General features: G+C 65.5%; 11 protein-coding genes and 2 pseudogenes. 5 read left to right on the plus strand and 8 right to left on the minus strand.

The features are described 5' to 3' along the window. Positions 1–66: 66 nt before the first annotated feature. The 6 genes from FVF58_RS32120 to purT all read right to left on the minus strand — a co-directional run bounded on the left by FVF58_RS32120 (position 67) and on the right by purT (position 7478). Positions 67–1545, minus strand: coding sequence for a DEAD/DEAH box helicase (locus FVF58_RS32120; RefSeq protein WP_149673807.1), 1479 nt, complete (start codon positions 1543–1545; stop codon positions 67–69). A gap of 478 nt (positions 1546–2023) precedes the next feature. Beyond that, positions 2024–3460 (minus strand): aldehyde dehydrogenase family protein, encoded by a 1437-nt coding sequence (locus FVF58_RS32130; RefSeq protein ID WP_149673793.1) that lies wholly within the window; start codon positions 3458–3460, stop codon positions 2024–2026. A 95-nt stretch (positions 3461–3555) separates the two neighbouring features. Continuing rightward, positions 3556–5208: an acetolactate synthase large subunit gene (locus FVF58_RS32135; protein ID WP_149673794.1), complete on the minus strand. Its 1653-nt coding sequence runs from the start codon at positions 5206–5208 to the stop codon at positions 3556–3558. 258 nt (positions 5209–5466) lie between these two features. Beyond that, positions 5467–5835 (minus strand): MliC family protein, encoded by a 369-nt coding sequence (locus FVF58_RS32140; RefSeq protein ID WP_149673795.1) that lies wholly within the window; start codon positions 5833–5835, stop codon positions 5467–5469. Between the two features lie 68 nt (positions 5836–5903). Beyond that, positions 5904–6116: a DUF6726 family protein gene (locus FVF58_RS32145; protein WP_149673796.1), complete on the minus strand. Its 213-nt coding sequence runs from the start codon at positions 6114–6116 to the stop codon at positions 5904–5906. Positions 6117–6263: 147 nt separating this feature from the next. Then, on the minus strand, positions 6264–7478 hold the full coding sequence (purT, locus tag FVF58_RS32150) for a formate-dependent phosphoribosylglycinamide formyltransferase (protein WP_149673797.1): 1215 nt from the start codon (positions 7476–7478) through the stop codon (positions 6264–6266). 268 nt (positions 7479–7746) lie between these two features. On the opposite strand from purT, the gene FVF58_RS32155 reads away from it, so the two are divergent. Together FVF58_RS32155 and FVF58_RS54865 are read left to right on the plus strand one after the other, a co-directional pair. After that, the gene (locus FVF58_RS32155) at positions 7747–8286 is read left to right on the plus strand and encodes an META domain-containing protein (RefSeq protein WP_149673798.1); all 540 of its coding nucleotides are present in this window, start codon (positions 7747–7749) and stop codon (positions 8284–8286) included. Between the two features lie 3031 nt (positions 8287–11317). Beyond that, positions 11318–12964 (plus strand): annotated as a pseudogene (locus tag FVF58_RS54865) (DNA translocase FtsK); the annotation flags it as partial. A gap of 117 nt (positions 12965–13081) precedes the next feature. Here FVF58_RS54865 and FVF58_RS32165 read toward each other — a convergent pair. Further along, the gene (locus FVF58_RS32165) at positions 13082–14416 is read right to left on the minus strand and encodes a lactonase family protein (protein WP_188130976.1); all 1335 of its coding nucleotides are present in this window, start codon (positions 14414–14416) and stop codon (positions 13082–13084) included. Positions 14417–14641: 225 nt separating this feature from the next. Here FVF58_RS32165 and FVF58_RS32170 point away from each other — a divergent pair, with 225 nt between their 5' ends. After that, entirely contained in the window at positions 14642–14794 is a 153-nt protein-coding gene (locus FVF58_RS32170; protein ID WP_149673801.1) for a DUF3096 domain-containing protein, read from the plus strand. A gap of 298 nt (positions 14795–15092) precedes the next feature. Here the strand turns inward: FVF58_RS32170 and FVF58_RS32175 are convergent, their stop codons facing one another. Then, positions 15093–15338, minus strand: coding sequence for a hypothetical protein (locus FVF58_RS32175; protein ID WP_149673808.1), 246 nt, complete (start codon positions 15336–15338; stop codon positions 15093–15095). Between the two features lie 230 nt (positions 15339–15568). Between FVF58_RS32175 and FVF58_RS32180 the strand changes: the two genes are divergently transcribed. Together FVF58_RS32180 and FVF58_RS32185 are read left to right on the plus strand one after the other, a co-directional pair. After that, a complete protein-coding gene (locus FVF58_RS32180; protein WP_149673802.1) occupies positions 15569–17449 on the plus strand; it encodes a glycoside hydrolase family 15 protein in 1881 nt (626 codons plus the stop codon). Between the two features lie 179 nt (positions 17450–17628). Continuing rightward, positions 17629–17856 (plus strand): annotated as a pseudogene (locus FVF58_RS32185) (polyhydroxyalkanoate depolymerase); the annotation flags it as partial.

The raw sequence follows: 17856 nt of genomic DNA on the forward strand, positions 1-17856 counted from the left end.
GGCGCTTCGCCGTTGAGCCCGCGAAGCGCCTGAGACTCTCAAGCATTTACAGCCTTGCCGCGCGAATCACGACGAGGAAGTCGACTTCCTCGGCATCCCGAACCCGCCCAGCAACGCCGCCAATGGCTGCTTCGAGCCCGACTTCTGCGGCGCCGCCGAAGCAGCAGATGCTTCTTCGATCTTGCGCATCGAAGCAGGCGACGGCTCGTACGGCTTCAGGAAGAAATCATCCACAGGCTGCGCGCGATGATGATGATGATGCGGCCGCTCGAACGACCCCGACGACGCCCCCGTGCGGCGGCGGCTGCCGCGCTCTTCACGGCCGTCGCCGCTGCGCTCGCGACGCGGCGGGCGCTCTTCATGATGATGCCGAACTGGCGCATCCACGGTCAGGCGCAGCACTTCCAGCGGACGCTTGATCAGCTTCTCGATATCGGCAAGCTGCTTGCGCTCGTTCGGGCTGCACAGCGACAGCGCGTCGCCCGACGCACCCGCGCGCCCGGTACGGCCGATCCGGTGCACGTAATCTTCCGCGTTGAACGGCAGGTCGAAGTTGATCACCGCGGGCAGCTCGACGATGTCCAGGCCGCGAGCGGCGACGTCGGTCGCCACCAGCGCTTCGATCTCGCCGCGCTTGAACGCGTCGAGCGCCTGCATGCGCTCGTTCTGCGTGCGGTCGCCGTGAATCGCGGTCGCCACCACGCCGTCGCGCTCGAGGCTGCGCGCGAGACGGCTTGCGCCGATCTTGCTGTTGCAGAACACGATCACCTGCTTGAGGCCGCGCTCGCGGATCAATTGCACGACCGCGCCGGTCTTGTCGCCCTCGGCGACTTCGTAGACGATCTGCGTCACGTTGGTCGCGGTCGAGTTGCTGCGCGCGACCTCGATGGTTTGCGGATTGCGCAGATACGTAGCCGCCAGCTTCTTGATTTCGCCCGAGAACGTGGCCGAGAACAGCAGCGTCTGACGCTCTTTCGGCAACAGGTTCAGGATGCGCTGCAGGTCCGGCAGGAAGCCCATGTCGAGCATCCGGTCGGCTTCGTCGAGCACGAGGATCTGCACCTGGCCCAGGTTGGCGGTTTTCTGTTGCACGTGATCGAGCAGACGGCCCGGCGTCGCGATCAGGATTTCGACGCCGCGGCGCAGTTGCTCGGACTGCGGATTCATGTCCACGCCGCCGAACACCACGGCGCTGCGCAGCGCCGTGTGCTTCGCGTACGACTGCACGTTGGCGGCGACCTGGTCGGCCAGTTCGCGGGTCGGCGTGAGGATCAGCGCGCGCACCGGATGGCGCGCGGGCGACGCACTCGTGCTGGCCTGCGGCAACAGCCGCTGGATGATCGGCAGCGAGAAGCTCGCGGTCTTGCCGGTGCCGGTCTGCGCGGCGCCCATCACGTCACGGCCGGCCAGCACGACGGGAATCGCCTGCGCCTGGATCGGCGTGGGCGTGGTGTAGCCCGATTCCTTGACGGCCTTCAGGATGTCGGGCGCGAGGCCGAATTGATCAAAAGTCTCAGTGCTGGGCGTGACGGCTGTGTCGGACATGGTGGCTTTCGCTAAAAATGCGCTTGGCGCGGTGCGCGCGGCAGCGGTCGAAACCGCAGAGGGCATCAGGATGAAGCGGAGCCACGGCGTTCCGCACGGGACCCGTCAGTATTACGGGAAAACTGCGGCCGGCTCCGGCCGGCGGAAACACCCGCCGGAAAGGCCGGTATTGTAGCACTTCAGCAAAAACACTCATGGCGCATGTGCGGGCTTTCTGCTTGCGCCGTGCAAAGCGCGCCGCGCGAGCGTCGCGCGTGGGCGGCGAAGCGGCGCGCCGCTTCGCTCGCAGCGTAGTCCGCGCAGACGACAGTTGCGTGACAGGATAGGCTTTGACGAGCGCCCTGCCTGACTGTTGCGGATGGCGAGGCGCTGCCCGCGCGGGACTCACGCGCAAGGCAGCTCGCCACGCGCGGAAGCAAGCTCCCCCGGCAGGCGGGCCTGCCGCCCCGGTTGACCCCAGCCGCATCGACACTGCCCCTCACCACGTCTCGCGCATCACCATCAACCGTATCTCCGTCATGTCCTCGATCGCGTAGCGCACGCCTTCGCGCCCCAGCCCGGAATCCTTCACGCCGCCGTACGGCATGTTGTCGACCCGGAACGACGGCACGTCGTTGATCACCACGCCGCCGACTTCGAGCGCATCCCACGCGCGATGCGCATGCGCGAGCGAATCCGTGAACACGCCGGCTTGCAGGCCGAAGTCGCTGTCGTTGACGGAGTCGAGCGCGGCCTCAAAGTCGTCGAAGCGCTCCAGTATGGCCACCGGCCCGAACGCTTCCTTGCGATACAGATCGGTGTCGCGCTTCACGCCTTCGAGCAGCGTGGCCTCGAACATCGCGCCGTCGACCTTGCCGCCCGCGACGATTTTCGCGCCCGCCTGCACCGCGCCATCCATCCAGCCGGCGAGGCGCTTCGATTCCGACTCGGAGATCATCGGCCCGACAAAGGTCTTTTCGTCTTTCGGGTCGCCCATCACGAGCGACTTCGTTTTCGCGATCAGCTTCTCACGCAGCGCGTCATAGACCTGCGCGTGCACCAGAATCCGCTGCACGCCGATGCAGCTCTGCCCCGACTGATAGAACGCGCCGAACGCGAGCCGCTCGACCACGTAGTCGAGCTTGCCGCCCTGATCGCCGTCGACGATCGCGGCCGCGTTGCCGCCCAGCTCGAGAATCACTTTCTTCTTGCCGGCCTTCTTCTTCAGATCCCAGCCGACCGCCGGCGAGCCGGTGAACGACAGCAGCTTGAAGCGCTCGTCGGTGGTGAAGAGATCGGCGCCGTCGCGATGCGCGGGGAGAATCGAGAACGCGCCTTTCGGCAGATCGGTTTCCGCGAGTATCTCGCCCATGATCAGCGCGCCGACCGGCGTGCGGCTCGCCGGCTTCAGCACGAACGGCACGCCGGCGGCGATCGCCGGCGCGACCTTGTGCGCGGTCAGGTTCAGCGGAAAATTGAACGGCGAGATGAACGAGCACGGGCCGATCGGCACGCGCTTCACATAGCCGTGATAGCCCCTCGCGCGCGCCGAGATTTCCAGATTGACGATCTCGCCGTCGATCCGCACGCTCTCCTCGGCGGCCACCTTGAACGTATCGATCAGGCGTGTGACCTCGCCTTTCGAATCGTTGATCGGCTTGCCGGCTTCGATGCACAGCGCGAGCGCCAGTTCATCGTAGCGCTCGCGAAAGCGCTTCACGCAGTGTTCGAGCACCGCCTGGCGTTTGAACGGGGGAAACGCGCGCATCGCGGGCATCGCGTCGACGGCGTGGCCGATCGCTTTGTCGATTGCGTTCGCGTCCGCCATCGCCACGCGGGTCGCCACTTCGCCGCTGAATTTATCGGTGACTTCGAGATCGGTGTTGGCGGCCACCGCTTCGTTCGCGAGATAGTACGGATAAGTCTTCTGCAACATGACGCGTTCTCCTTGATCCGATGCCTGACAGTAGCAGCAGCAAGAGCAGCACGGCCGGCCAGGCCCATGCCGCCCAATGACGGTTCAGATAAAGCTCACAGTTGCGCCGAAAGCCGCTTGATCTCGCGATTGAGCACACGCTCGTTGTCCGAATAGTCGATCGGCACATCGATCACGTGCACGCCGGGCGTCACGAAGCACTCGCGCAGCAAGGGCGCAAACTCCGCCGCCGATTCGATCCGATGGCCTTTGGCGCCATAGCTCTGCGCGTACGCGACGAAATCCGGATTGGCGAGCGTCATCCCGTAGTCCGGGAAGTTCATGTTTTCCTGCTTCCAGCGGATCATCCCGAACGCGTCGTCGCGCAGGATCAGGATCACCAGATCGAGCTTCAGGCGCACCGCCGTTTCCAGTTCCTGCGAATTCATCATGAAGCCGCCGTCGCCGCACACGGCCATCACCTTGCGGTCCGGGTGCACGATCTTCGTGGCGATCGCCGAAGGCAAGCCCGCACCCATCGACGCCAGCGCGTTGTCGAGCAGCAGCGAATTCGGTTCATGCGCGCGGTAGTAGCGTGCGAACCAGATCTTGTACATGCCGTTGTCCAGACACACGATGCCGTCCACCGGCGTGGTCTCATACACGTCGTTGACGATGCGCACCGGATACATCGGGAAGCGGTCATCGTGCTGGCCTTTGACCAGATGCGCTTCGAAGTGCTGCTTGATCTCCTTGAAGCGCGTGAAGTCCCAATGCTCCTGGCGTTCCTTGAGGCTTTCCTTCAACTGCCACACCGCGTTCGCGATATCGCCGACCACTTCGATCTGCGGGAAATACACCGTGTCGACTTCCGCGCCGAGAAAGTTGACGTGAATCACCGTCTTCTCGCCCGCGTCGCCGCTGCGCATGAAGAACGGCGGCTTCTCGATCACGTCGTGGCCGACATTGATGATGCAGTCCGCGTGGTCGATCGCGCGATGCACGAAGTCGCCGTCGGACAGCGTCGCGTTGCCGAGCCACATCGGATGCGATTCGTCGATCACGCCCTTGCCCATCTGCGTGGTGAAGAACGGTATGCCGATCTGGTCGACGAACTCGCGCAGCATTTTCGTGGTGGTCTTGCGATTGCCGCCCGCGCCGATCATCAGCAACGGATGCTTCGCGCCGGTGATCGCCTCGACCGCGCGCGCCACCGCTTTTTCCTCGGCAACGGGGCGGCGGCTGAAGCTCTTCGGAATCGGCTTGCCGTCGCCCTCCTCATGCGCGACGTCTTCGGGCAATTCGAGGTGCGTGGCGCCGGGCCGCTCCTCTTCGGCCTGCCGGACCGCCTCGCGCACCGCCGCCGGAATGTTGGCGACCGACACGATCTGCCGCGTGTACTTGGTGAGCGGCTCCATCATCCGCACCACGTCGACGATCTGGAAATGGCCCTGCTTGCTCGACTTGATCGGCTTTTGGCCGGTGACCATCAGCATCGGCATGCCGCCTAGCTGCGCATACGCGGCGGCGGTCACGAAGTTGGTCGCGCCGGGGCCGAGGGTGGCCAGACACACGCCGGTGCGGCCGGTGAGCCGCCCGTAGGTCGCGGCCATGAAGCCGGCCGCCTGTTCGTGCCGCGTGAGGATCAGACGGATTTTCGAGCGGCGCAGCGATTCGAGCAGATCGAGATTTTCTTCGCCGGGGATGCCGAACACGTACTCGACACCTTCGGCTTCCAGCGACTTGACGAACAGGTCCGATGCTTTCATTGAGGGTCTCGCTTGATGTTACGGAGATGGGCGGTGAGCCCAGCCGTTAGGGTCCGGAAACGGACGATCGAAGACGACGACGGCCACGCGGACAGCGCGCGGCATGGCATGACGGCACGGCGAATGCCATGCCGGACAGCTTACTACTCGGGGGGAAATGATGCGCGCAGCGGGGCAATGCCGTGCGGCGGGGATGACGGGGAGCGCCCGTCGCGAGCGGCGGCGGTAGCACCGGCAACGGGAGCCGCGGCATCGTGCCTAGCGAATGATGGTGATGCAGTCGGACAGAATCGGCGGCGCGTTCGCGCCGGCCATCGCGTCGTAGAGGTCGGCGCGCGGGCCCTTGGTCCACCAGGTATAGCTGCCGGCCTGGTATTTCACGCCGGACGCCGAGATCGTGTTGACGAACAGCAGCGGTTTGCCTTTGACCGGCACCAGCGCGAAGCTCTGGCCATTCGCCGTGTTCCAGTAGGTGACGTGCAGAATCTTGCCGGTCGCGCAGGTGTACTTATGCGTCTGCCGGCTTTTGGTCTGGATCTCGCCGAACTGCAACGGCGCGGCCCACGCATTGGCGCCAAGCGCCGCGAGACCCGCCGCCGTGATGCTTGCCACAAGCCATGTCTTCATTGGATGCCTCGCTCGTTGCTGCATACCAAACTGGACAATGAAACCCGAACGGTGCGTTGACCGGCCGGTCAGGGATCGATCACCGCGGCGCACGCATCGGTCGGCGCGGCCGCCACGTGCCCGACCAGCGGCACGATCTTCAAGCCGGCCGATGCGACCCGGCACGGCGCAGCGGCGAGACCGCACCCCGTCAGCGCCGCACATAGCGCGAATAACACGCCGGCCGCGCCGAAACGCCCTGCCATGCCGCGCCGCGTGATCTTGCGCGATTCGAGCGCCATACGAACCCCTGCTTCAATGAGCTTCAATGAGCCCAACCAGCCCGGCGAGCCGCCGTCATTCGGATTGCGCGCGGCCAAACTGCCGCACGCGCAGTTCATGCATCGAAACACTCGCAAGCGCATCCCGCCGCGCCGCTTGCTTCGACCTTACTTCGACGACACCGGCCGCACCGCCGCCGCGGCCTGTTTCGCGCGTGAACGCGCTTCGTCGAGGTTCTCGCCGGTGGCGAGCGCGACACCCATGCGGCGCTTGACGAAGCTCTCCGGCTTGCCGAACAGGCGCAGATCCGCATTGGGCACCGCCAGCGCCGCCGCGACGCCTTCGAAGGCGATGCCGGCTTCGTCCAGACCGCCGTAGATCACCGCCGACGCCCCGGGCGCCCGCTGCGACGTATCCACCGGCAAGCCGAGGATCGCGCGCGCATGCAGTTCGAACTCCGAGAAGCGTTGCGAACACAGCGTGACGAGCCCCGTGTCGTGCGGACGCGGGCTCACTTCGGAGAACCATACGTCATCGCCCCGCACGAAAAGTTCCACGCCGAACAGGCCCCGCCCGCCGAGCGCAGCCGTCACCTTGTGCGCCACTTCGCGCGAACGTTCGAGCGCGAGCGGGCTCATCGGCTGCGGCTGCCATGATTCGACATAGTCGCCCGCCACCTGCACGTGGCCGATCGGAGCGCAGAAATACGTGCTGACTTCGCCGCTCGTTGGGTCGATTGCGCGCACGGTCAACTGCGTGATTTCGTATTCGAAGTCGATAAAGCCTTCGACGATCACGCGGCCGTAATTCACGCGGCCGCCCGCCATCGCATACTGCCAGGCGGGTTCCACGTCGGCGTCGCTCCTGAGCACCGACTGCCCCTTGCCCGACGACGACATCACCGGCTTCACGACGCACGGATAGCCGACCTTGGCGATGCCGGCGCGCAGTTCGTCGAGCGAATCGGCGAACGCGTACGGCGAGGTCGGCAAGCCGAGCTCTTCGGCGGCGAGGCGGCGGATGCCTTCGCGATTCATCGTGAGCTGGGCGGCGCGCGCGGTCGGGATCACTTCGGCGAGACCGTCGGTTTCGATCGCGGCGAGCGCGTCGGTGGCGATCGCCTCGATCTCGGGGACGATCAGATGCGGGCGCTCCTGCTCGACCAGAGCGCGCAATGCGGCGTGGTCGGTCATGTCGATCACGTGCGAGCGATGCGCGACCTGATGACCCGGCGCATTCGGGTAACGGTCGACGGCGATCACTTCGACGCCCAGCCGTTGCAGCGCGATGATCACTTCCTTGCCGAGCTCGCCGGCACCGAGCAGCATGACGCGCGTGGCGGATTCAGAAAGCGGCGTGCCGATCCGTTGGCCGATCTGCATGGTGTCTCCAAAAAAGTCGGAATGAGAGTGGGATTGGTTAGAGCGCGATGTTAACATGCGGGCCCCTCGCAGCGCCTTGCTCGCGGCGGCCGCGTTCGTGTGTCGCCAGCCGCGCGTGAGAGGCCCGACGCGGCTCGACGGGACAGGGCGGCGGCGCGCACGGGCACCGCTGCAATCTCATTAAAGTATCCGCACGCCGTTGCGCTCGCGTGCGGCAAGCTTAGTGCGTTACCCTTACGCCTTCGCCAGTTTGAAGAGGAACGACGCCATGCTCCAAAGCTCCTCCGCGCGACGTGTTGCGCGCTTTACCACTCATGCGCGCGCGGCCATCGCCGCGTTGAGCGTCGCCGCGCTGATGAGCGCCTGCGCGATCCCGAAACATCCCGACTCGGCCGCCGCGGCGCCCGATCCATTCAACCCCGCCGCCGCGCAGTTGCTCGACGACACCAGCTGGGTGCTGACCGCATGGAAGCAGGCCGACGGCACGGCGCGCGCGCTGCCGTCCGCGGATCAGGGCGAGCCGATCACGCTGATGCTTTCCACCAAGACCGGCCAGCGCCACGCCAGCGGCTTTTCCGGCTGCAACCGCTACATGGGTTCGTATGCGCTGAAGGACGGCAAGCTGAGCTTCGGCCCGCTGGCCGGCACGCGCATGGCGTGCATGACGCCGGGCGGCAAGATCGAAGGCGCGTTTCTCGACGCGCTGACGCGCATCGACCGCACCGGCGTGCAGATGCGCCCGCCGCAACAGATGCAGTTGATACTCGATAACGGCGACACGCTGACGTTCGATCGCAGCGATAAGTGAACGGCGCTGACAAAGGCCGGCTGATGGCCGGCTGTTGGCCGGCTGGTAGTGTGTCGTGAGACGTGGATGGGGTGGTTCGTAATGTGGCGGCGGGCCAACCTTCCGATGCATCATCGAGCGCGCGCGGCCGCGTTCGAGACGGTCCGCGCGAGCTGCGCGGGCCGCTCCGGCAGCCGCTGTTTTGCACCGATGGCGGACCGTGCGCCGGTCCGCTTTCCCATCAGACGCAAGCATACCTGCGTCGGCCGTCGAAGCCTCGGGCTGCGCCGGTTAAACTCGACGGATTGCGTTTTCGCGCGTCCATCATTCGTTGATGTCTAGTATGCAAACGGTAGTTTTCGGCTGGTTCGGCGGGTCGGCCGTCTGGTTCATTCCTCTTTTGTGGCGCCTTGTGAAGTCGGTGCTGCCAGGCGGCGCAGGCTTGCGCGGCCCCGGCACGATCCGGCTGTGGCTAGGCTTCGTCTGCGTGATGGCGGCGAGCTGCACGTTGGAGGCATCGCTGATCGGCATCGCGGGCGTCAATGGCCTGGGCCATGCGCTGGCCGCAGGCTTCGGCCATCTGCTCGGACATATCGGCACGCCGCTCGCGGCGCTCGCCCTGCTCATGATCAGCCTGCCCTGGCTGATCGATTTCCGCTGGCGCGATTTCGCCGCGTGGGCGGACGGCGCGTTTGGTCTCGGTTTGTCGCGTGGCCTGGCGCGGCGCGACGAGCAAGCGCGCCGTCATCGCAGCGTCGATGATGGTTTGCCTTCGCACGTTTCGCCGGCCACCAACACAATGGCGCCGAAAAGCAACGGGCGCTATGCGCGGCCGACAGTGTGGCGGCCACCGGCGAGCGGGCGTGGTGCGGGCGCGGGTGTGAATGCGGGTGCGGGTGCGGGTGCGGGCGCGGGTGCGGCGGGCATGGCGTCGGGTAAGGACGCGGCGGCACGTGGCAGCGGGTCGAGCTGGCGCGCCGGCGCGCCAGCCGCGCGCGCTCAGGTGAAGCAGATCGAGCCGGTTTTGCGCACTGGTACTGCGGTATCGCCGCGCCAGGCGTCAGCGTTGAATTCGGACAAGACTGCGTTCATGCCGACCGAGCCGGTTGCGCCGGCGGGATGGTTGCGTGAGACCACGCCGCGTTCAGGTGCTGCGGGACGCATGGAGGCGTCGGGTACGTCGGGTGCCGTGCCTCGCGATTCCGCATTGCAGGTCGGCCGGCGCTCGGCCGGCGAGCAGCGTGCGGCGGGATCGTTTGGCGCGGGCAGGGCGGCTGCGGCTGGAGTGGCCGCTGCTGCGTCGGGCGCATCAGGTGCGGCGGCGAAGGCGGCTTACGCTGGAGCGGCGGCGCGCACGGCGTCGGGCGCGCTTGCTGGCGGCGTTACCGGCGCGGCTTCGGACTCGAGGGCGAATCCCGCAGCCGGCAGCGTGAGCCGTCCGTCGACGATGCAGAGTTCGGCTGGCGCGGCAGCTCCGCTCAACCGTACCGCGACGCCTCGTCAACCGTTTCCGGCCGCGCCCCTTGCGAACGGAGTCACGCCAGCGCCAGATTCGCGCCGCCCGGCACCGGCTTTCACTCGCCCGATGCCGACAGCGCAGAAAGCCTCGCCGCCTGCCAGTGTCGAGGAAACGCTCCGCAGCATCGCGGAAAACGCCGCGCGCTGGACCGATCTGGCCGGCGTGAGCCTCGCGCGTAGCAGCGGCGCGGAAGGTGCGAAGGCGGTGGCTGCGGCGAACGCCGCGCCGTCTTTTGAGGTTGAGAGGTCCGGCGGCCATACCCCGAGTATCGACCCGGTTCAGACAGCGTCGCCGACGAGCGTGTATGAGCCGTCGCGCGAGGGCGCCGAGCGGGCGTCGGCGCATCCATTGGCCTATGCGCCGGTCGAGACGGCGCCGGTTGAACTGACGCGCAAGGATGCCGCGTTCGATGTGCCACCGGTCGAGGTAGGCGCGGAACCCGTCGTGCAATGGCCGATCCAGCCGCCGATCATTCACACGCCGTTGATGGCCGTGGCGGAGTCGACGGCGGGTGGGGCGGCTGGGGATGTGGCTGAGCGTGCGACTCGCGCCGCGGCGTTCGTGAGTGCGGAATCTGTCTCTGATGCGGCAGTGGCTGGTGTGGCTGACGCGGCCGTGGCTGCGCCTGCTGTGGCTGCTCCTGCTATGACTGCACCTGCTGCGGCTGCACCCGCTGTGACTGCGCCTGTAGTGGATACACCTGCTGTGGGTACACCTGCTGTGGCCGCACCTCCTGTGTCTAAACCAGCTGCGTCCACACCTCTCACACCTGCACCGCAACGCACGCCCCCTGCCGCGACTCCAACGCCCTTCCAAACTTTCGCAACCCAATTGCAAGCGGGCGACGAACAAACAGACGAAGACGACGCACCGTTCAAGGATGGCTCGACACAATCTCCGCCACCGATCGACAGCCACCCGCGTCCCCACGTCGAGCCCGCTCAACCGCTCAGTCGACCCATAGCGCCTTCGCACGCCACCGCGTCGACTGACGCGGCGCCCGCGCACGTCGAAGAAGCTGCTTCGATCGCTGCGCCGCGCTTCGCCGTTGCAGCGGAAGCGCAGCCGACCACCCCTGTGGCCGAAGTCGTCATCGATCAGGCGCTAGCGCCTTGGCTAACTCGGACCGCGCCGCAAGCAACGCATCCCGCAGCAGCATCACCGAGCGCATCGCCGATCAGCCACACCAATACGGTCACGCCTGACGAAGCCCTGCCGCCATCTGACAGCACCCCGCCGCTACATGCCGCGAACACGAGCAAGCAAGCGGCATCGGCCGACACGCAAGCAGCGAACACCCCTGCCCTTCCGAACCTCTCGGAAGCTGCGAGCGCATTCGCTTCGTCGCCAGCAGCGCACGCAGCCAGCATCGCTCCATCCATCGCGCCGCAAGCGTCGAACGTGGTTCGTTTCCCCGGCTTTGCCGCTCATCCCGCCCAACCGGCACCCTCGTTCCACGCGAAAGAAGCGATCGGCGCGGAAGAGCCTGCTATCGCCGGCGTCCCCGCTATCGACTCGCCCATCGCCCCGATAACACCGGCAACGTCGGCAAGCCCTGCAACCTCAATCACGGCGCTCACCCCACAAGCGCCCCAATTCGCCCCCGAGCCGCCCGCCGCGGAATCCGCCGCCCAGCGCCCGCCGCTGCGCGGTCACACGCCGGTCAACGGCTTCGAATTCCACGCACCCGCCGCGTCGATGGTCGAATTGCCGACGCTAGATCTGCTCGCACGCGCGGACACCGACGTCGAACCGGTCTCCGAAGAAAAGCTCATCGAAACCGGTCTGCTGATCGAGCAGCGTCTGCAGGAATTCAAGGTGCCGGTCACGGTGGTCGGCGCGTCGGCCGGTCCGGTCATTACGCGTTTCGAAGTCGAGCCGGCGCTCGGCGTGCGCGGCAGCCAGATCGTCGGTCTGATGAAGGACCTGTCGCGCGGGCTCGGTCTCACGTCGATCCGCGTCGTCGAAACGATTCCGGGCAAGACCTGCATGGGCCTCGAATTGCCGAACGCGAAGCGCCAGACGATCCGTCTGTCGGAAATTCTCGAAGCCAGCGTCTATCAGAACTCGCACTCGCAACTGACGCTGGCGATGGGCAAGGACATCACCGGCCATCCGGTCGTCGCCGATCTGGCGAAGGCGCCGCACATGCTGGTCGCGGGCACGACCGGCTCGGGCAAGTCCGTCGCGATCAACGCGATGATCTGCTCGCTGCTCTACAAGGCGACGCCCGAAGAAGTGCGCCTCATCATGATCGACCCGAAGATGCTGGAGCTTTCGGTGTACGAAGGCATTCCGCATCTGCTCGCGCCGGTCGTCACCGACATGAAGCTCGCGGCCAACGCGCTGAACTGGTGTGTCGGCGAAATGGAGAAGCGCTACCGCTTGATGTCGGCGGTCGGCGTGCGCAATCTTGCCGGCTTCAACCAGAAAATCCGCGACACCGAAGCGAAAGGCAAGAAGCTCGGCAACCCGTTCTCGCTGACACCCGAAGCGCCCGAGCCGCTCGCGCCGCTGCCGCTGATCGTGGTCGTGATCGACGAACTCGCGGACCTGATGATGGTGGCGGGCAAGAAGATCGAAGAGCTGATCGCGCGGCTGGCACAGAAGGCGCGCGCGGCCGGCATCCACCTGATTCTGGCGACGCAGCGGCCCTCGGTCGACGTGATCACCGGGCTCATCAAGGCGAACATTCCGACGCGTGTCGCGTTCCAGGTGTCGTCGAAGATCGACTCGCGCACGATTCTCGATCAAATGGGCGCCGAGTCGCTGCTCGGCCAGGGCGACATGCTGTTCCTGCCGCCGGGCACCGGCTACCCGCAACGGGTGCACGGCGCGTTCGTCGCCGACGAGGAAGTGCATCGGATCGTCGAATACCTGAAGCAGTTCGGCGAGCCGCAGTACGAGGAAGGCATTCTCGACGGCCCGGCCACCGATGGCGGCGCGGCGCAGGACCTGTTCGGCGAATCGCCGGATGCGGAAGCCGATCCGCTCTATGACGAAGCCGTCGCGTTCGTGGTGCGCACGCGGCGCGCATCGATTTCGTCGGTGCAGCGGCAGTTGCGCATCGGCTATAACCGCGCGGCGCGTCTGGTCGAACAGATGGAGACGGCGGGACTGGTGTCGGCGATGAGCATCAACGGCAGCCGCGAAGTGCTCGCCCCTGGACAGGCGGAATAACGGCGACCGGTCCGCCACCGTCTGCGCCACCCACTCCGCAGCAGAAAGACGGGCCGCTCGAAGCGGCCCGTCTTTTCATCCGCCCGCGCGTTCAGCTCACGGGCACCAGGCGATCCATCAAGACGGCGACACCAGCTTGAAATCCACCGGCGAGCCGAGTTCGAAGTGCTGCTTCGGCGTCGGATCGAGCAGACCGGTTTGCTGATCGCGCTTGAACACGTACACGGTATCGCTGTTCTGATTGCCGACGATCAACCAGTTGCCGCTCGGGTCGATCGCGAATTCACGCGGCGACTTGCCGAGGCTCGATTGATGCCCGATCTTCTTCAGACGCCCATTGGCGGGATCGACCGAGAAGATCACGATCTCGTTCGCGTCGCCCCGATTGGACGCGTACACGAAGCGCCCGTCCGGCGACATGTGAATGGCCGCGGCGCCGACCGCGCCCTTGAAACCCGGGTCGGTGAGCGACAGCGATTGCACCTGCGTGAGCTTGCCGTCATGGTAGTCGAAGGTGCTGACGGTGGCGGCCAGCTCGCTCGTCAGATACGCGTGCTTGCCGTCGGCGCCGAAAATCAGATGGCGCGGACCGGTGCCCGCCTTTTGCTGCATGTAGCCCCAGTCGGTCGGCGTGAACGGGCCGTGGCTGTCGCCCGGCGTGTAGCGGTACGAGTACAGCTTGTCGGCGCCGAGGTCCTGCGTGAAAAGATACTGCCCATCCCGCGAGAACACCGTCGAGTGGACGTGCGAACTGTCCTGACGTCCCTTCACTGGACCGCCGCCCTCGTGATGCACGGTGAGCACCGACGTGCCGACCTGGCCGTCGCCCTGCAACGGAAACACCGCGAAGCTGCCGCCCGGGTCGGCCGCCACTGAGTAGTTCGCGGTGAGCAAGTACTTCTCGTCCGGCGAGAGGCTGAGATAGCACGGATCATTGCCGTCCGACGACACCTTGTTGAGAAATGTCAGCTGCCCCTGCGCGGCGTCGAAGCGAAACGCGCTAATGCCGCCGCGCTGTGTGGCCGGGCCGTTGTCGCCGGGCAATTCGTTGACCGCGTAGACGAAGCGGCGGTCGCGGCTCACCACGAGGAACGACGGATTGACCGTCTGCGCCACCGACACCCGCGTGGCCGCCCCAGTCCTCGTGTCGAAGCGGTAGACGTAGATGCCCTCGCTCTTGCCGGCGGTGTACGTGCCGACGAGCATGTTGTAGACCCCGTCCGCGGGGACCGGGCCGGAATCTTGCGCATACGCATGCGAAGCAACAATCGATACCATGAGCATGAAACCTTTTATGATCGAACGGGCGGTGCAAAGAGGAGTAGACCGCCGCGCGCGCCACGACGTGGAATCAGCGGCGCAAGGCGGAAAAGAAAGCAATGAAGCAGTCAGCAGAGTAAGCGAAGCAGAACGCGACACGGCACGCACGGCGCCCCGGCGGCGACGAAGCATAGAACCTCCTGACATCGGTTATTGGGTCGAAGCGGTTGTTATGGTGTCTCTGGTCTGCCGCGCGGTGGGTCGAGCGTTGTTCTTATCGAGGCAAGTATAGAAGCGTTACGCAGGATCATGCAGCGAATCCGGCTACCGGCATCCGGCGCGCATCGGTAGCCGTTGTCCAGCGTCGCGGGACATTTTTTCAATCGCGTCTCATGCGTTTCACACTACGGAGTCTTCATGAACGTCACACTCAGCCTGGGCCCGCTGGTTGCGTTGATCGCCGGCATTCTGATTCTCGTCATGCCGCGCCTGTTGAACTACATCGTCGCGCTCTATCTGATCATCATCGGCATCATTGGGATCTTCGACGTGGGGGCGAAGCACTTCTGAGCGGCTGCGGTCGGCCGGCGCAAGCGGTAATGCACGCAGGGCCGGGCGCAGCACGGGCCCGGCCAGGGTTTTGCATCGACGGGATAAAGGCGTGACGAAGCGCACGCAAAGGCGCGACCGATTCGCAAATACGGGCGAGCATGCATGAGCGCGCAGTGCGGCACTGCACGAAAGCAATGCCCAACGCGAAGAAGCACCGCGCAGCGGCGCAAGCTCGATGTAGGGTGGCCGCAGGCTGCCGCCAGCAGGTTCGCCGATGACGAAGGCCTAGGTCCGCTGCCGGTGCCGCAGCCGCAACTCAGCCCTGCGACAGCTGTTCGAGCCGCAGCCGTCCCTGCAACGACAACGCGCCGACGGCATAATGGCCGTCACCTTCCTGATAACGCCGGAAGCAAGCCCGTTCGACCAGGAAAGACGCAGCGGTCAGCAAGCCGTTGTGGCTCAGGCCCAGCCGGTCAGGATCGAGCGGCAGCATTGAATCGCCGGCAAGTTCGCTGGCGGCCGAGAGAATCGTGATGCAATCGGATTTCGAAGGGTTCAGCATGGCTTTCGTCCTCGGAAACGGCGTCTGCATACGCCATGGGCAAGGCCGACTCGCGATCCGGAAGGCTCCGGACATCGGCTGGATTTTTGATTGTAGGCATTCGTTCGACAGATTACCAACCCGCGTTTTGCCGCATTGCCTGATGAACCAAAGTGCATCGCGCGGGTCCGGTAGTAACCACGACTCCTGCGCGGCGGCCTGCGCCGCGCGTCCTCACTGACACGCTCCCCATGCCCGCACTCATCGAAGACTATGCGCTCATCGGCGACGGCCACACGGCCGCGCTCGTTTCCCGCGAAGGTTCCGTCGACTGGCTCTGCTGGCCGCGTTTCGATTCGGGCGCCTGCTTCGCCGCCCTGCTCGGCACGCCCGAGAACGGCCGGTGGCTGATCTCGCCAGTCTCGGACAGTGCGCCGACCATCACGCGCCGGTATCGCGGCGAAACCCTGATTCTCGAAACCGAATTCGCCACGCCCGAGGGCGCCGTCACACTGATCGACTTCATGCCGCCGGGCAATGGCTGGTCTGAGCTGGTGCGCATCGTCGTCGGCAAGCGCGGCACCGTGCGCATGAAGATGGAACTGGTGCTGCGCTTCGACTATGGCTTTTCGATTCCGTGGGTCGACCGGCTCAAGCACGATAGCGGCATCAAGGCGATCGTCGGGCCGGACAACGCGGTGCTGCGCACGCCGGTCGAATTGCGCGGCGAGGACATGAAAACCGTCGCCGAATTCACGGTCAGCGAAGGCGAACGGGTGCCGTTTTCGCTCGCCTACGCGCCGTCGCATCTGCGCATTCCGCCCGCGCGCGATCCGCACACCGCGCTCGCGCGCACCGAGAACCACTGGCTCGAATGGTCGGCGCGCGGCACCGTCGAAGGCCGCTGGGCCGAACCGATCCGCCGTTCGCTGATCACGCTGCGCGCGCTCGCCTACGAGCCCACCGGCGGCATCGTCGCGGCGCCCACCACGTCGCTGCCGGAACAGCTCGGCGGCACGCGCAACTGGGACTACCGCTACTGCTGGCTGCGCGACGCCACCATCACGCTGCTCGCGATGATGCGCGGCGGCTACTACGACGAAGCGCGCGCGTGGCGCAGCTGGCTCGGCCGCGTGATGGCGGGCGCACCGGACCAGTTGCAGATCATGTATGGGATCGCCGGCGAGCGGCGGCTGCCGGAATTCGAAATCGACTGGCTGCCGGGCTATCAAGGCGCGAAGCCGGTGCGCATCGGCAACAACGCGGTCGGACAGCGCCAGCTCGACGTTTATGGCGAAGTGATGAACGCGCTGCATCTGGCACGCGTGGGCGGCTTGCAGGCGGACGACACCGCGTGGAACGTGCAATGCGCGCTGCTGGGCCACCTCGAAACGATCTGGCAGGAGCCCGACGAAGGCATCTGGGAAACGCGTGGCGGCCGCCAGCATTTCACGTTCTCGAAGGTGATGGCGTGGGTCGCGTTTGATCGCGCGATCAAATCGGCCGAGATGTTCAAACTCGACGGCCCGCTCGACGACTGGCGCGCGATCCGCGACAAGATCCACGCGGAAGTCTGCGAGAAAGCGTGGAATCCCGCGCTCAACGCGTTCTCGCAGTACTACGGCAGCGACCAGTTGGACGCGAGCGTACTGCTGCTGCCGCTGGTCGGCTTCCTGCGGCCGCACGATCCGCGCATCAAGGGCACCGTGGCGGCGATCGAAAAGGACCTGATGCGCGACGGCTTCGTGATGCGCTATCGCACCACCGAATACGACGACGGCCTGCCGCCCGGCGAAGGAACGTTCCTTGCGTGCTCGTTCTGGATGGTGGACAACTTGGCGTTACTAGGCCGCGTCGGTGAAGCCATTGAGATGTACGAACGGCTGCTCGCGCTATGCAATGACGTGGGTCTGCTCGCTGAAGAGTATGATCCGCTCGAAAAGCGTCTGGTGGGCAACTTCCCGCAGGCGTTCTCGCATGTGGCGCTGGTGCACACCGGCCTGAACCTGATGAAGCACGAACAGGAAATGGCGCAGGCAACCGGCCATCCGGCCCATAACGGCAGTGGATCGGCGGAACTTAAGGCTGAGGCAAGCCCGGATAGCGGCGCGGCAACATCGCCAGTAGCATGATTCGATGACGGTTTGCTGCTGCTCGCACGCAAATTGTTGCATTGCACAAACACGAGTAGTTGGTTATTATCGTCCAGACTGTCGGCCGAAAACTAATGTGCCCACAACCAAAATGGCCTGCCGCAACGCCTCACGCGTGTTTGCGAAGCCCCATGCGAACCGCTTAAAACGGAGCACCTATGCTCTATCAATTTCACGAATTCCAGCGGGCGATGTTGAGCCCCCTTACCGCCTGGGCCCAGGCCGCGTCGAAATCGTTCGCGAATCCCGCCAGTCCACTGGCCTATGTGCCCGGCGCCACACGCCTCTCAGCCGGTTACGAACTGCTCTACCGGCTCGGCAAGGATTACGAAAAGCCCGAGTTCAATCTCCATCAGATCGTCAAAGATGGTCATAACATTCCGATC

The sequence above is a fragment of the Paraburkholderia panacisoli genome (genome assembly GCF_008369935.1).
Classification (GTDB): domain Bacteria; phylum Pseudomonadota; class Gammaproteobacteria; order Burkholderiales; family Burkholderiaceae; genus Paraburkholderia; species Paraburkholderia panacisoli.

Excerpts from the sequence above, each read along its gene's own strand:
- FVF58_RS32120 (WP_149673807.1), bottom strand. The coding sequence starts at position 1,545 with ATGTCCGACACAGCCGTCACGCCCAGCACTGAGACTTTTGATCAATTC.
- FVF58_RS32130 (WP_149673793.1), bottom strand. The coding sequence starts at position 3,460 with ATGTTGCAGAAGACTTATCCGTACTATCTCGCGAACGAAGCGGTGGCC.
- FVF58_RS32135 (WP_149673794.1), bottom strand. The coding sequence starts at position 5,208 with ATGAAAGCATCGGACCTGTTCGTCAAGTCGCTGGAAGCCGAAGGTGTC.
- FVF58_RS32140 (WP_149673795.1), bottom strand. The coding sequence starts at position 5,835 with ATGAAGACATGGCTTGTGGCAAGCATCACGGCGGCGGGTCTCGCGGCG.
- FVF58_RS32145 (WP_149673796.1), bottom strand. The coding sequence starts at position 6,116 with ATGGCGCTCGAATCGCGCAAGATCACGCGGCGCGGCATGGCAGGGCGT.
- purT (WP_149673797.1), bottom strand. The coding sequence starts at position 7,478 with ATGCAGATCGGCCAACGGATCGGCACGCCGCTTTCTGAATCCGCCACG.
- FVF58_RS32155 (WP_149673798.1), top strand. The coding sequence starts at position 7,747 with ATGCTCCAAAGCTCCTCCGCGCGACGTGTTGCGCGCTTTACCACTCAT.
- FVF58_RS32165 (WP_188130976.1), bottom strand. The coding sequence starts at position 14,416 with ATGCTTCGTCGCCGCCGGGGCGCCGTGCGTGCCGTGTCGCGTTCTGCT.
- FVF58_RS32170 (WP_149673801.1), top strand. The coding sequence starts at position 14,642 with ATGAACGTCACACTCAGCCTGGGCCCGCTGGTTGCGTTGATCGCCGGC.
- FVF58_RS32175 (WP_149673808.1), bottom strand. The coding sequence starts at position 15,338 with ATGCTGAACCCTTCGAAATCCGATTGCATCACGATTCTCTCGGCCGCC.
- FVF58_RS32180 (WP_149673802.1), top strand. The coding sequence starts at position 15,569 with ATGCCCGCACTCATCGAAGACTATGCGCTCATCGGCGACGGCCACACG.